16 protein-coding genes, 3 pseudogenes and 2 riboswitches are annotated in these 12906 nt (G+C 61.9%); of the genes and pseudogenes, 13 read left to right on the plus strand and 6 right to left on the minus strand.

All coding sequences use genetic code 11. The features are described 5' to 3' along the window. Positions 1 to 17: 17 nt before the first annotated feature. The 7 genes and pseudogenes from QNJ43_RS25320 to QNJ43_RS25350 form a co-directional block, all read left to right on the plus strand. On the plus strand, positions 18 to 1097 hold the full coding sequence (locus QNJ43_RS25320) for a hypothetical protein (protein WP_300474566.1): 1080 nt from the start codon (positions 18 to 20) through the stop codon (positions 1095 to 1097). After that, a complete protein-coding gene (locus QNJ43_RS25325) occupies positions 1094 to 1699 on the plus strand; it encodes an MTAP family purine nucleoside phosphorylase (RefSeq protein WP_300474569.1) in 606 nt (201 codons plus the stop codon). Before QNJ43_RS25320 ends, QNJ43_RS25325 begins: the two co-directional genes overlap by 4 nt. A gap of 51 nt (positions 1700 to 1750) precedes the next feature. Continuing rightward, complete coding sequence (locus tag QNJ43_RS25330) at positions 1751 to 2449, plus strand: adenosylhomocysteinase (protein WP_300474572.1); 699 nt, start codon at positions 1751 to 1753, stop codon at positions 2447 to 2449. A 21-nt stretch (positions 2450 to 2470) separates the two neighbouring features. Beyond that, positions 2471 to 3142 (plus strand): annotated as a pseudogene (locus QNJ43_RS25335) (NAD(P)-dependent oxidoreductase); the annotation flags it as partial. Then, the gene (locus QNJ43_RS25340; RefSeq protein WP_300474575.1) at positions 3142 to 3309 is read left to right on the plus strand and encodes a hypothetical protein; all 168 of its coding nucleotides are present in this window, start codon (positions 3142 to 3144) and stop codon (positions 3307 to 3309) included. The pseudogene QNJ43_RS25335 and the gene QNJ43_RS25340, both read left to right, overlap by 1 nt. A gap of 304 nt (positions 3310 to 3613) precedes the next feature. After that, positions 3614 to 4315, plus strand: a complete 702-nt coding sequence (locus QNJ43_RS25345) for a hypothetical protein (protein WP_300474577.1) — start codon at positions 3614 to 3616, stop codon at positions 4313 to 4315. A gap of 288 nt (positions 4316 to 4603) precedes the next feature. Then, positions 4604 to 5050: pseudogene (locus QNJ43_RS25350) on the plus strand (histidine phosphatase family protein); the annotation flags it as partial. A gap of 35 nt (positions 5051 to 5085) precedes the next feature. Here the strand turns inward: QNJ43_RS25350 and QNJ43_RS25355 are convergent. Both QNJ43_RS25355 and QNJ43_RS25360 read right to left on the minus strand, forming a co-directional pair. After that, on the minus strand, positions 5086 to 5343 hold the full coding sequence (locus QNJ43_RS25355; protein WP_300474578.1) for a hypothetical protein: 258 nt from the start codon (positions 5341 to 5343) through the stop codon (positions 5086 to 5088). A 153-nt stretch (positions 5344 to 5496) separates the two neighbouring features. Continuing rightward, positions 5497 to 5661, minus strand: a complete 165-nt coding sequence (locus QNJ43_RS25360) for a hypothetical protein (RefSeq protein ID WP_300474579.1) — start codon at positions 5659 to 5661, stop codon at positions 5497 to 5499. 199 nt (positions 5662 to 5860) lie between these two features. Here QNJ43_RS25360 and QNJ43_RS25365 point away from each other — a divergent pair, with 199 nt between their 5' ends. The 4 genes from QNJ43_RS25365 to QNJ43_RS25380 all read left to right on the plus strand — a co-directional run bounded on the left by QNJ43_RS25365 (position 5861) and on the right by QNJ43_RS25380 (position 8202). Beyond that, complete coding sequence (locus tag QNJ43_RS25365; RefSeq protein WP_300474580.1) at positions 5861 to 6229, plus strand: hypothetical protein; 369 nt, start codon at positions 5861 to 5863, stop codon at positions 6227 to 6229. 290 nt (positions 6230 to 6519) lie between these two features. Then, positions 6520 to 7011: a hypothetical protein gene (locus QNJ43_RS25370; protein ID WP_300474581.1), complete on the plus strand. Its 492-nt coding sequence runs from the start codon at positions 6520 to 6522 to the stop codon at positions 7009 to 7011. A 61-nt stretch (positions 7012 to 7072) separates the two neighbouring features. Next, complete coding sequence (locus QNJ43_RS25375) at positions 7073 to 7330, plus strand: hypothetical protein (RefSeq protein ID WP_300474582.1); 258 nt, start codon at positions 7073 to 7075, stop codon at positions 7328 to 7330. Further along, a complete protein-coding gene (locus QNJ43_RS25380; RefSeq protein WP_300474583.1) occupies positions 7324 to 8202 on the plus strand; it encodes an HAD-IIB family hydrolase in 879 nt (292 codons plus the stop codon). Before QNJ43_RS25375 ends, QNJ43_RS25380 begins: the two co-directional genes overlap by 7 nt. Here the strand turns inward: QNJ43_RS25380 and QNJ43_RS25385 are convergent. The 4 genes and pseudogenes from QNJ43_RS25385 to QNJ43_RS25400 all read right to left on the minus strand — a co-directional run. Beyond that, positions 8120 to 8746 (minus strand): anaerobic ribonucleoside-triphosphate reductase activating protein, encoded by a 627-nt coding sequence (locus QNJ43_RS25385; RefSeq protein ID WP_300474585.1) that lies wholly within the window; start codon positions 8744 to 8746, stop codon positions 8120 to 8122. The genes QNJ43_RS25380 and QNJ43_RS25385 overlap by 83 nt on opposite strands. A gap of 4 nt (positions 8747 to 8750) precedes the next feature. Next, complete coding sequence (gene nrdD / locus QNJ43_RS25390; RefSeq protein ID WP_346433138.1) at positions 8751 to 8927, minus strand: anaerobic ribonucleoside-triphosphate reductase; 177 nt, start codon at positions 8925 to 8927, stop codon at positions 8751 to 8753. A 244-nt stretch (positions 8928 to 9171) separates the two neighbouring features. Next, entirely contained in the window at positions 9172 to 10560 is a 1389-nt protein-coding gene (locus QNJ43_RS25395) for a ribonucleoside triphosphate reductase (protein ID WP_300474587.1), read from the minus strand. Positions 10561 to 10757: 197 nt separating this feature from the next. Continuing rightward, positions 10758 to 10991: pseudogene (locus tag QNJ43_RS25400) on the minus strand (ATP cone domain-containing protein); the annotation flags it as partial. Between the two features lie 120 nt (positions 10992 to 11111). Next, positions 11112 to 11333: riboswitch (cobalamin riboswitch) on the minus strand. Positions 11334 to 11647: 314 nt separating this feature from the next. Continuing rightward, positions 11648 to 11860, plus strand: a riboswitch (cobalamin riboswitch). 104 nt (positions 11861 to 11964) lie between these two features. Here QNJ43_RS25400 and nrdH point away from each other — a divergent pair. After that, on the plus strand, positions 11965 to 12186 hold the full coding sequence (nrdH, locus tag QNJ43_RS25405; RefSeq protein ID WP_300474634.1) for a glutaredoxin-like protein NrdH: 222 nt from the start codon (positions 11965 to 11967) through the stop codon (positions 12184 to 12186). 304 nt (positions 12187 to 12490) lie between these two features. Continuing rightward, entirely contained in the window at positions 12491 to 12895 is a 405-nt protein-coding gene (gene nrdI / locus QNJ43_RS25410) for a class Ib ribonucleoside-diphosphate reductase assembly flavoprotein NrdI (RefSeq protein ID WP_300474589.1), read from the plus strand. Positions 12896 to 12906 lie beyond the last annotated feature (11 nt).

A 12906-nucleotide genomic window follows, 5' to 3' on the forward strand; every position in this document is an offset into this window, starting at 1 on the left:
ACCGACCTCCTCCCAATTTGTCGCCGACGTGGAACAGCGACTGGAAGCAGACAGGACCGCGGGCGAGTTCGGATGCGCGCCAGGAAACCTTCCTTCCCATCAAGGAGACCGACGACTTCTGCGCCCGGCATTTCGCCCACATCCGGCAAAAGCTCGATCCGACGGTCCGGCATGAGCACGACGACGTCGTCGACGGGCTCAACGACATTGCCGGGTCGGCCATGGAAAAGCTCGGGTACGTGCTCGGCTGGCGGGTGCGGACCATCGCATGCGCGCCGCGCGCCGACTTCGGAGGACTTCAGCCCGACCCGTCCAAACCGGCCTCGCGGCAAAGGATCAAGGCAGAGGCCAGAACCTCGGGCGCCGATTTCGGTTTCGTTCTGGATGGAGACGGCGACCGTCTCTACGTGGTCGACGAAACGGGGGCGACACTTCAGCCACACGGCCTGACGGCGCATGTCTTGCGACATGCAATCACGCGGAGACAGAGGATCCCGAAGATCGCGCTCACCCAATCGAGCGGCATGTCCGTGCGACTAGAGGCTCGCCGTCTCGATCTGTCGGTCTGCGAGACACCGATCGGCTTCAAGTATCTCGCGCCGCTGATGAGTTCCGGCGAGGTCGGACTTGCGGCCGGTGCGGTGGGGGATTTTGCGGTGGCGGGGTGGTCCACCGATCGCGATCCCTTCGCTATTGCCGCGCTCGTCTCGCAGATGCTCGCCCGGACCGGGATGCCACTGTCGCAAACGGTGGCGAACCTTCACCGCGACCTGGGAACCGATGCGCTGCATTGGATCGAACATCTCGTCGTTCCCAAGACAACGGTGAGTGCGACGACCATGTCCAACGCGCTGCGATGCATCGCACGCCATTGCGGCATCGGCGGTGGGGTCGAGACCGCTCCGGTGCAGACGCTGTCGCACGGAGCATTCCGGCTGCGCGGCGCGGACCATCAATGGCTGCCCATGCGCGGTTCGACAACCGAACGCGGGATCGGGCTTTACGGCGAGATTTTCGGCGAGGTTCCTTCCGATCTGGCGGAGGTGCTCGCCGCACACATGAACGAGAAACATGAAAACGGGAGGAGCCGATCATGACGGAACAGTTCTCTCCGATCCTCGGCATCATAGGAGGAACCGGTTTCTATAAACTGCTCGACGACGTGCAGGAGATAGAAGTCACCACGCCCTACGGCAAACCAAGCTCGCCGGTCAGTCTCGACTGGATCAACGGCAAGACGGTCGCCTTCCTGCCGCGTCACGGCAAGAACCACGACTATCTGCCCTCAGACGTGCCCTACATCGCCAATCTGGCCGCCCTGAAACAGCTCGGCGTGCGCCAGGTGCTCGGCTTCAACACGGTCGGCAGCTTGCAGAAGCGCTATCGCAGGGGCGATTTCGTGATCACCAGCCAGTTCGTCGATCGCACCCGGCGGCGCAAGGACACAATCTTCAACGGAGATCAAGGCGCGCATATCAGCTCCGCCTTCCCCTATTGCGAACGCATGCGCACTGCCGCCATCGCCGCGTTGAAGAAAGCGGAGGTGAACGCGCATGAGGAGGAAACGGTCGTCGTCATCGAAGGACCGCGTTTCTCCACGGCCGCGGAAAGCAAGTGGTTCAGCGACCAGGGCTGGCACACGATCAACATAACCCAGTATCCGGAGGTTGTGATCGCGCGCAAAATGGAGCTTTGCTAAGCGAACATCTCCTACATCACGGACTACGACGTTGCCGTCAAGAACGTCGTCGTGCCGGAGGCGGCACAACACGTGACCCATCAAGGGGTTCCGCGAGCCTTCGCACAAGGCAATCTCGACGTCATGAAGGTCATACGGTCGATGGTCGACCAGATCTCGCACGGCCCCCGTCTGCACGTGCGGCGCATCTCTGGAGGAGGCCCTGACATGAACATTCACGAGAAGAACAGCCTCGTAGAGGCCGGACGGGCGGCGCTGAACGCGGCGATCGGAGACATGCCGATGCTTGCGGGCATCCGGGAGGAAATTGCGCGAACGCAACCGCTCAAGGGCGAACGGATCGCCGGATGTCTGCATCTGACGAAGGAAACCGGCGTGCTGATCGATCTGTTTCATGCAGCCAGCACCGAGATCGTGTGGACGGGAGGCGACGAGGTCTCCACGCAGGACGAGATCGCGGTCCTTCTGAGCGATCGCGGCATCACGGTCTTCGGCTGGCGCAACATGCTGAGCAACGAAGTGGAGACCGCGCTCAAGGAAACGCTCAACCATTTCGATGACGGACCGACGATCATCATCGACAACGGTGCGCGTCTCATCACGGCCGCGCTCGACGAGCCGCAGCGCTTTCCCAGCCTGAAATACATGACGGAAAAGACGACGGAAGGCTGCGCGAAGCTGCGAGAGCGAGCCTCGCGAGAGGACATTCCGTTCCCCGTCTTCCTCGTCAACGAAGTGGTGACCAAGTGAGAGGTCGACAACAAGTTCGGAACAGGCCAGTCGACGGTCGACGGGATCGTCAACGCGACGGGCAAGTTGCTGACCGGTAAGGTTTTCGTGATCTGCGGCTTCGGCCATGTGGGGCGCGGGGTCGCGGCCAGGGCCGCAGGCTGGGGGGCACGTGCCATCGTGTGCTGCCGGTCGGCGGAAACCGCGGTGAAGGCGACGCTCGCGGGCTATCAGGTCCTGCCGCTGGAACAAGCCATCGCCAAGGCCGACATCCTGTGCACCGCGACCGGGGCGCCCGACATCGTGCGTGAAGAGCATCTCGCCTGCGCCCGGAACGACGTCATCCTGTGCAACACCGGTCACTCGGTCACGGAAATCAACGTGGATGCGCTGGAGGCACTGGCGACCGCGCGCGTTGTCCGGTCCCCGCTGATCACCGCCTATACGCTTGCCGACGGGCGCACAGTGAACCTGATCGCCCGCGGTGGTCTGGTCAACCTGGCGGCGGGGGAAGGAAATCCCAGCGAAGTGATGGACGTGACCTTTTCCAACCAGGCCTTGAGCGTGTTTCAGGCGCAACGGAATGCGGCCCGCGCAGCGAAGGGGCTGCACGAGGTGACGGACGAACAGGACGAGGGCATCGCATTGAGAAAGCTCCGCGCGATGGGCCATGCCCGGCAGGAGCACCAACCGGTTCTGGAGGAGATTGCGTGATGGTCAGCGAACACGAACTTGCAACGCAGATGGATGCACGCCGCCAGATGGCCGCCATGGCGATGCCCGTGCTCGGCTACATCGCCGCCGACGGGGCCGACGATCGTCCGCTTGCCGGAGAGTACATCGCGCTCTGCGGGCACATCACCGAGGCGACCGCCGTTTAGGTGCAGACCCTGAAAACGCTGGGGGCGGAAATCCCTCGTGCGCCTCAAGCACGGCAACGACGGACGATGGCATCAAGGCCTCGATCGCGCGTGACGGCATATTCGTCACCGGCAGGCGCGGGATGTCGGAGGAGGAACTGACGGAGGGCGGACTCGCGGTGCGCGATTATTGAGGCGACGGACCGACGCTCGTTCTCGACGAGGGTGCCCGCCTGATCCCCGCTTCCATGCGTCCGACTGCACCACACCCGCCCCGCATGCGGCGGCGTAGAAGACACCGGAGGGCATCGACCGGCTCAAACGCATGGAGCTGACCTTTCCCGTTCTGGAAAGCGACGAATCCTTCGGAAAGCGTCTGGTGGACAACCCGCACGGCACCGCCCAGTCCCTGCTGGAAACGTTCCTCGCCGTCTCGCAACGCCTGCTCACCGGCAAGGTGTTCTTGCTGATCGGGTTACGGCCTGGTGGGCGAAGGAATCGCGGAAAAAGCGCGCGGGTCGTCATTGTCGATATCCGGCACACGCGCTCGCTGATCGCCGCATTGAACGGGTTCGAGATCGCGCCACTGGCAGATGCTCTGGCCTGTGCCGACATCGTGTGCACCGTCACCGGTCATAACGGGGCCTTGCAGGGATCCGATTTCCGCCACCTGAAGGACGGCGCACTCCTGTTCAATGGCAGGCATTCGCCGCTTGAAATAGACATGACCGCGCTCACCGAGACGACGCAAAAGCAGGCCCTTTCTCCCGGGCTCGCCGCCCATCGTTTCACCGACGGCAGAACAGTCTTCATGATCGCCGACGGCCAGATCGCCAATCTGGCGGTGGGGCGGGAAAATCCAAACGAGGTCATGGACGTAACGTTCGCCTGTCAGGTGCTGGCATTGGTGCACGCATCAAAGAAGCCGATGGAGCCGGGACTGCATCCGCTGCCGCGCGAAAGCGAACATGCGGTCGCCCGCCGGTATGCCGGGGCACTCGGCCTGGACATCACAAGCCTGAGTTGACGCGAGGCGCCATGAACATTTTCGATTTGACCGACGAGGCCCAAGCGGGCCTGCCGGATACGTTCGAGCTTGCGCTGGTGCGCCATGCGCAATCGGTCTCCAACGTCGTGGGCCGATTTTCCGGCACAAGCGACGTTCCGCTGACCCAGACGGGCCGGGACATGGCCCGTCTGGTTGCCGACAACGCGGCACTTGAGGCAATCGAACACGTCTTCTGCAGTCCCTCCTCGCGCGCTCTGGAAACGGCGCGCGCGATAGCGGAGCGACGCGGGGCTTGCCGAACCCACCCCGATGGAGGGCTTGCGCGGACTCGATTTCGGCGTCTGGGAAGGCCGGAGCATCCGCAAGATCGAACCGAGCGAGGCGTATCGGAAATGGGCCGCGAACCCGTTCCTGGTCGCGCCTCCAGGCGGGGAGACCGGGGTGGAGCTCCTGCACCGTGCCTTCGCTGCGCTCTGCGAGACCCTGTGCCTCCATCGCCGGATCGCCGTCATCACGCACAAAACGCCCACGCGCCTTCTCAGTGCCGTACTTCAGGGCGCCAACCCGCTGCATTACCGCAAACTGTCCGGCTATCACGTCACCTCCGTCACCTATCTCGCCACACGCGACGGTCGACCGGAACGCTACGTTCCTGCGAATGTCGACCACCTCCCCGTCGCCTGGCGCGCGGCCCCGGATGAGACGGAGAAAACAGCCCCGCAGACCAAGGCCAGAGAAAACCGTCATGGCTAAGCGAACCGGTACCGCCTACATCCTGCTCCTCGGCTTCAATCTTGCCGTCCTGCATATGCCCGAGCGGCATTCCCGCCCCGTTCTACCCGCTGTTTCAACGCGATTTCGATATAGGTTCGACCACCATCGGGCTGTTCTTCAGCACCTATATCCTCGGCGTCGTGCTTGCGCTTATCGGCTCTCCGAAGGTCGCTCTGAACCAGTTCGTGCTCGTCTTCTGCTACGCGTTGTCGATTGTCGGCAACTTCGTCCTGATGGCACCCAAAAGCGTGCCCGAAATCTATCTCGGCCATTTCATTTACGGCCTGGTGCTGGGGGTCGTGACCGTCGTCGTGCCCGTGGTTCTGGGACGGATCGATTTTTCCGGCACATCCAAGATCGCCGGCCGGATCACCACATCGGCCAACGCGATCGGCCTTCTGGCAGGGCCCTTGTGGAGCGGGCTTCTATTCTATCTGCTTCCGGCACACGAACAGACGGTGTGGTGGATCCAGATCGCCGTCAGGCTGGTGGTCATGCCGCTTCTGGTCCTCGATCGCGACGTTTTGCAGATCGAGGTCGAGGTGGAAAGCGCCTTGCCGGTCGAACGCTGGAAATTCTTCTTCACCCATCCCGCGACCGTCGGAGCGATGCTGGTCGGCTTTCTGGCCTTCGACTCGGGAGGACTTCTCGCCGCGCTCGGTTCCATCCTCACAGACACGGTCATGCGGAAACCGAATTCTGCCATTCAAGGACTGGTGACGTCGGCCTGCTTCATTCCTGTCTGCGATCACCGGCGTCCTCTATCTCAAATGGTCGGACAACGCGGCCATGATGTTCGGTACCTTCTGGATCAGATTGGGAGCCGCCGGGTTGGGGGCAGCCATCGTCTTGGCCAATCTACCCATCCTGATGCTGGCCACCGCCATCTGCGGTATCGGCCAGGGGTTCGGTTTGCAGGGCGCCATCCAGGCGGTCGCCCATCAATCGAATGCGGGACAGGCCAGCAAATCGATTTCAACCTTCTTCCTGATGAGCTACGGCGGCACGATCCTGTCCAGCGTCGGCGTCACCGGACTGATCTCGGTGAGCGATCTCGCGATCGCCAGTACCGTTTTCTGCGCCGCGATCGTCGCGCTCAACCTCATGACGACGGACCTCCTCCTCAGGAACCGCGCTGCCGGCTATGTCACCACTTAGAAAAACACCATTTGCAGCAAACGAAAAATTGCTTCTCCCGGTGAATTAATTCCGTTTGATTATAATTCATCTCTGATATCTAATAGTATATCTCTAATATTACATAAAATATAAATTATCTGATCTATCTATAAATATTACGATCGGAGTTTTTCATGTTCGACATTGCAGAAAACGACGATCTCGGATGGAACGAGGTTGCGCGGGACTTCGACAACCTGGAGATTCTGGCGTGAGGCGAGTCCAAGGACATCCGGATCCTCGACCACGACCATGTCATCGTCCGGCTGTTGCCGACGCTCTATTCGTTTTCCTCAAACCGCTCGGCGATCGTGGCGGGTACGGATATCGCGCGGTTGCGCTCGTTCGAAATCCTGAACGGCGTCCTTCGCGACGCGGGGGTTCACACGACCGCCGTTCATTTCGGTGAGGACTTCTACATCGCGGAACGCATGCAGCTTTCCGGGCGGGACTATTGCCCGCCGTTGGAAGTGGTAGTGAAAGGCCGACATGTGGGCACTCCCAAACATGCGCTCTATCGCATCGAGAACTACCCGACCCTCAGCAGGACCGCGTTCGAGGCAGACAAGCCCCACGCGCCTTACGTCCGCTTCGACTACACCAATCCGCTGCATGACGAGGACGGCAAACGGCTCCGCGACGAATGCGTTCCCGCCGGTCTTGCGGCGCACTACATGGATACGGACAGGGCGGAGCATACGGCCATGTCCGCCTTCAAGACCCTGTTCGTCTTTCTGAGCGCGCGGCATCCGCCTCGATGACATCTGCTTCAAGATCGATCACACGGGCCGGAGGATCTTCGGAGAAATCTCTCCCGATTGCATGCGTGCGGTATCGGTGGGAACGGATGACGAATTCTTCGGGCAGGCGGGATCCTACACCAGCAAGGACAGCTTTCGGAAAGGGGCCTCGCTCGACAACACGCTCGCGCGCTACCAGCGTTTCGTCGATCTGATCGCGGGACCGCCAATCCGTCGTCCCCTCCCCATCTTCGCGGAGGTCGTGTGGCAGCAGGTTGAGGCATCGTCGCCTGAGCCGGAAGGTCCCTCAAAGTACAAAAACGGCAGAGTGCCATGCTAGTCTTCGATATCGATCAGACGATCTGTTTCGATCGTTACACGATCCCGCCCACGATCCACCGCGCCATCATGCGGGCGAAGGCAGACAACCGGATCGTCTTCGCCTCGGCCCGGCATCCGCGGGACATGTATCGCGTACCGGGGGAGGAACTTGCGGAAGATGCCTGGCTAATCGGATGCAACGGAGCCATTGCCTTTCAGGATCACAAAGTCAGCTATGCCCGGCCGTTGCAATGGGAGCTTACGGGCCGGATCCTGGAGCTTCTGGAGGAAACGGGTACCTCCTATCTCGCCGACGGCATCTTCACCTCCTGCCGCGAACCGGAAACCGGGCATGCGCTTCTGGACGAAGTCACCGGGTTCGGACGTTTCCACATCACCCGGTCCGCGGACATGGATCGGGCGGAGGTGATCAAGATCCTATTTCTGCCCGGCATCGGCGCGGATCCGGACCTCATGGCCCGGCTCGACGCCTTCAATGGCGTCGACGTGCACCGTCATCGCGACGGCTCGATCGACATCACCGTTTCCGGCATCGACAAGTGGGCCTACCTTTCCCGGCTCAAAACGGACGACCGCGCCTTCGCCGCCTTCGGCGACGACACGAACGATCTCATGATGTTGCGAGCGGTCCGGTTCAACGTGGTCGTCGGCGACAGGATCGGCGACTGCGTGGACGTCACCCACCGGATGCCCGACGATGCGCGGACAGAACACCGGATCGCCCGACTGATCGAAACGTGCAGCGGCAACCTGCTCTTGGAAGCAGGGGCATATGCCTTGAAGCCCTTCACGCGGCGGGGCGAACGCCCGTTGAGCGGAAGAGCTGGAGGCGGTGGTTTCGCACGCCCATCGCGGCGAGGTCTGAGCTGAGGCGCTGCAATGCCGCTTCATTGAAAAGCGGCTCGTAGACGGTGGTGCGGATATCGCAGGCGACACCGCTTTCCAGCACGCACTCCAGACCGGCGCGCGCCTTTTCTCCGCTGCCCGGAACACCCGTAATCCGCTCGTAATCGGCAAAGGCCGCCTTGACGTCGTAGACGACCCAGTCGGTGAGCGGCAGGATTTCGTCGAGACGCGCGGGGTACGGACCGCCGTTGTGGAGCCCGATCGAGAAGGCCATGTCGCGGACCGCGCGCATGGCCTCCGGCAGAGCCTTCAGCAAGGTCGGCTCGCCGCCGAAAAAGACAACGCCGTCGAGCAGGCCGCTCCGGCCTTCCAGAAAGGTCAGGACGTCATTCCACGCGAGATCCGTCTTGGCGGGCGGCGGGATCAGATGCGGGTTGTGGCAGTAGACGCAATTCCAGGGGCAGCCCTGGCAGAAGACCGTTGCCACGAGTTCTCCCGGCCAGTCGTACATGGACAGCCGGGAGAGCCCGCCGACCCTCAGGTCACTCGCCCTAAGGTCAGTCACCATCAGTTCAATCCTGAGCGAGGCAGTTTTCCGAGAAGAAGCAGCGCTCGGCGTGTTCGCCCTGCTTGCCGCGATTGAAGGAGGAAACCGGGCGGTGATAGCCCATCACTCGGGTCCAGATCTCGCAGGACTGACGCTCCTCGTCGGCAAGCGTCAGGGTGTCGAGGGCGGTATCCGTATCCATGAAATCGGCCATTGCGGCCTCCTGTTCAGTATCGGGTTTGATATCGGAAACGGGGATTACTGCGCGGCGGTCTGCCGCTTGGCGGCGAGGCGTTCGGCGTCGCATTTCGGGCAGAACTGGTGTTCGCCCTCGATGTAGCCGTGGATCAGATGGAGAATGTCGGAGTGATCGTGATGTAGGGCAGCCGGAAGCGTTCCAGCGCGCGGCGCACCAGCTTCTTGCAGGCCTCGCAGGAGGATACACGCTAGCCCATGTAGAGATGCAGCACGGTGCCGCCGGTATATTTGCGCTGGAGGTCGTCCTGGCATTCCAGCGCCTCGAAGGGATCGTCGGTGTAGTCGACCGGCAACTGGCTGGAATTGGTGTAGTAGGGGTTCTCGTCCGTGCCGGCCTGCAGGATGCCGGGAAAGCGTTTGCGGTCCTCGCGAGCAAAGCGATAGGTCGCCCCTTCCGCGGGCGTCGCCTCCAGATTGAACATGGTGCCGCTGGCTTCCTGGAACTCCACGATGCGGGCGCGGATGTGATCGAGGAAGCGCAGCGCGAAACCGTGGCCCCACTCGCTCGTGACGTCCTCGTGTCCGGCGGTAAAGTTGCGGATCATCTCGTTGATGCCGTTCACGCCTAAGGTGGAGAAGTGGTTCCTGAACGTGCCGAGATAGCGCTTGGTGTAGGGGAACAGGCCGTCATCCATGTAGCACTGCACGACCTTGCGCTTGATCTCCAGCGAGGTGCGGGCGATTTCCAGCAACTCGTCGAGACGGCGGAAGAGTGCCGCCTCGCCGCCGCGATGAACATAGCCGAGGCGCGCGCAGTTGATGGTGACGACGCCGAGAGAGCCGGTCTGCTCGATCGAGCCGAAGAGCCCGTTGCCACGCTTCAGAAGTTCCGTCAGATCGAGCTGCAACCGGCAGCACATGGAGCGGATCGTGCTCGGCTTCAGCTCGGAGTTGATGAAGTTCTGGAAGTACGGCAGGCCGTATTTCGCCGTCATCTCGAACAAGAGATCGGCGTTCTCGCTCTCCCAGGGAAAATCTTCGGCGATGTTGTAGGTGGGGATGGGGAAGGTGAAGACGCGGCCCTTGGCATCGCCTTCCATCATCACCTCCATGTAGGCGCGATTGATCATGTCCATTTCGCGCTGGAGGACGCCGTAGGTAAAATCCATCTCCTCGCCGCCGATGACCGGCACCTGATCCTTGAGGTCTTCCGGGCAGATCCAGTCGAAGGGCAGGTTGATGAAGGGCGTCTGCGTGCCCCAGCGCGAGGGAACGTTGAGGTTGTAGATCAGCTCCTGGATCGCCTGGCGAACGTCGTTGTAGCTCAAGTCATCCTTGCGGATGAAGGGCGCCATGTAGGTGTCGAAGGAGGAGAAGGCCTGCGCGCCCGCCCATTCGTTCCGCAACGTGCCGAGGAAATTGACGATCTGGCCGACGACGCTCAAAAAGTGCTTGGCAGGTGCGGTCTCGACCTTGCCCGGCACGCCGTTCAGCCCCTCCACGAGAATCGTGCGCAATGACCAGCCCGCGCAATAGCCCGCCAGCATGTCGAGGTCGTGGATGTGGAAGTCGTCCTCGCGATGCGCGCGTCCGACCTCGGGCGGGTAGATGTGCGAGAGCCAGTAATTCGCAACCACCTTGCCCGACAGACTGAGGATCCGCCCAGCAAATAACCCTGATTGGCGTTGGCGGAAACGCGCCAGTCGGTTCGGTCGAGATACTCGTTGATGGAGGAGATGACGTTGACCACGGTCTTGCGGTTCTCACGCGCCTGACCGCGCTTTTCGCGATAGACGATATAGGCACGCGCCGTAGCCTGATGGTCGGCGGAAATCAGCACCTGCCCGACGATATTCGGCACCTGCTCGATGGTCGGGGTCTGGCCGGCATGGCGATAGGAGATCACCTTGACCACCTCCTGCGTAAGACGACCGGCGGCCGCCTCATCAAATTCGCCGGTAGCCTGTACAGTGCGTGCGACCGCCCGGCGGATACGCGCCTCATCAAATGGCACGGATGCGCCGCTGCGCTTGATGATCCGGCGCGGCAGGAGAGATTCAGAAGTCATGAAATCGGCACCCCGACAATACGTTGGGGGCAAGGATGAGGCAGGCACACAGGGCGGATTGCGAAACGGCACGAGACCATTCGCCAGGCCACGCGACCCACCGGGACTCCTCGCCCAGGGACGTTAAACACGGGTCGCGGCAGATCTCCTGGCTTGCGGATCGCCGCCGGTATCCGACCTTCCCGGCGCAGATGCGCCAGTGGCATGACGATGGATACGGGCTAACCGCCTACAGTTGCGGGGACAGCGCCGGATTTGTCGCAAGATGCACCGGCTTCCCTCTTAGCCCCCGAGCTTTCGGCTACGCTTTCGACTCGGGAGACCACGACCACAACATGTAGGTCCCAACCGACGATTCCTGTCAAACACTGGACTGTGGACAGTCCGTGCGGCCCGCATGGGCGGTCGCAGCGGAATGGAGAGGAGCGCCTTGTCCACATGGTTTTGTCGAGCCCATCCGAAAGGAACCGATTATCGCCGGGTTGCGGTCCGCGCGAGCGGTTTTATCGGGTCTGTGGAGGCCTCGCCGAAAGGCGGTGGCAAGCGCGGAATTTCGGGGTCTGCGTCATGCTGTCACTCCCTCACAAGGCCTGCGCTGCGAGGCAGCGAGATGACAGCGGGCGGGACTACCGATTGACTTAATCGCTGAGCAGCATACCCTATCTTGTGTTCAAGGCTCCTTCGATTCGTTCAATCGAAGGCTAAGAGGGAAGCCGGTGGAGCCCGATTTTCGGGACTGAATCCGGCGCTGCCCCCGCAACTGTGAGTGGCGAGTTTTCATTTCTTTTGCCACTGGGCGCGAGCCCGGGAAGGTGGAGGGAAACCGAGACCCGCAAGCCAGGAGACCTGCCTTGAGCGAAACGTCATCGGGCGGCGAGTCCGATGGGTGGGCAGGCTCGTGTTCCGGCAGGGCTTGCGCGTCCCTTCTTTCCCCCGTCGCATTCCAAAGATCTTCGGGGTGAAAGAAGTTCACATGACCGTCACCGTCTATTCCAAGCCGTCCTGCGTCCAGTGCACCGCAACCACTCGCGCGCTCAATCAGCGCGGCGTCACCTACGATCTCGTTTATCTGACCAAGGACGATGCGGCGATGCAGAACGTGCTGTCGCTGGGCTACCACCAGGCGCCCGTCGTCGTGGCGGGCGAAGACCACTGGTCCGGTTTCCGCCCCGACAAGATCGGCGCGCTCGGCTGAGGGGCCGGGGCGAGCGTATTTCCGAGAGTAAGCAGCTTGTTCCCTTCTCCCCCCTTGAGGGAGAGATGTCACGCGACTGTGTGACAAAGAGGGGCAAGCGGCAGGTTCGGAACAAGCGGCCTTACCCCCCCCTCTGTCGGCTACGCCGCCATCTCCCCCTCAAGGGGAGAGAGAGGTACATTGGGCTCGTCCTCGGCACAACCGTCCTTGTTCCCCTGTTCCCATGGGAGAGGGGGGCACGCTCCGTTCGTGCTGCACCTGTGCGCCTCTCGCTTTTTACATCCCCCCAAACACGGCGACCTTCATGTCAGGCCTCGTCTATTTCTCAAGCGCCTCGGGCAACACCCACCAGCTGATCACCCGGCTGGGGCTACCTGCCTGGCGCATCCCGAAACGCGCCTCCGAGCGAATGGAACCGCAGCGTGAGCCCTCCGTCCTCGTTGTACCCACCTATGCCGACGGAAAGGGCCGCGGTGCGGTGCCCAAACAGGTGATCTGCTTCCTGAACGAGCCGGAAAACCGTGCGCTGCTGAAAGGCGTGATCGCATCCGGCAATACCAATTTTGGGCGCTTCTTCGCCTATGCGGGCGACGTCGTTTCGGCGAAATGCAAGGTGCCCCTGCTCTATCGCTTCGAACTGTCCAGCACCGAAGCCGACGTCGATCGCATTACCCAAGGAATGGAACGGTTTTGGAAACGACAGTCCTAGAGCGCCCCGAC

Origin of the sequence: Breoghania sp., from assembly GCF_030066895.1 — a bacterium.
Taxonomy (GTDB): Bacteria; Pseudomonadota; Alphaproteobacteria; order Rhizobiales; family Stappiaceae; genus Breoghania.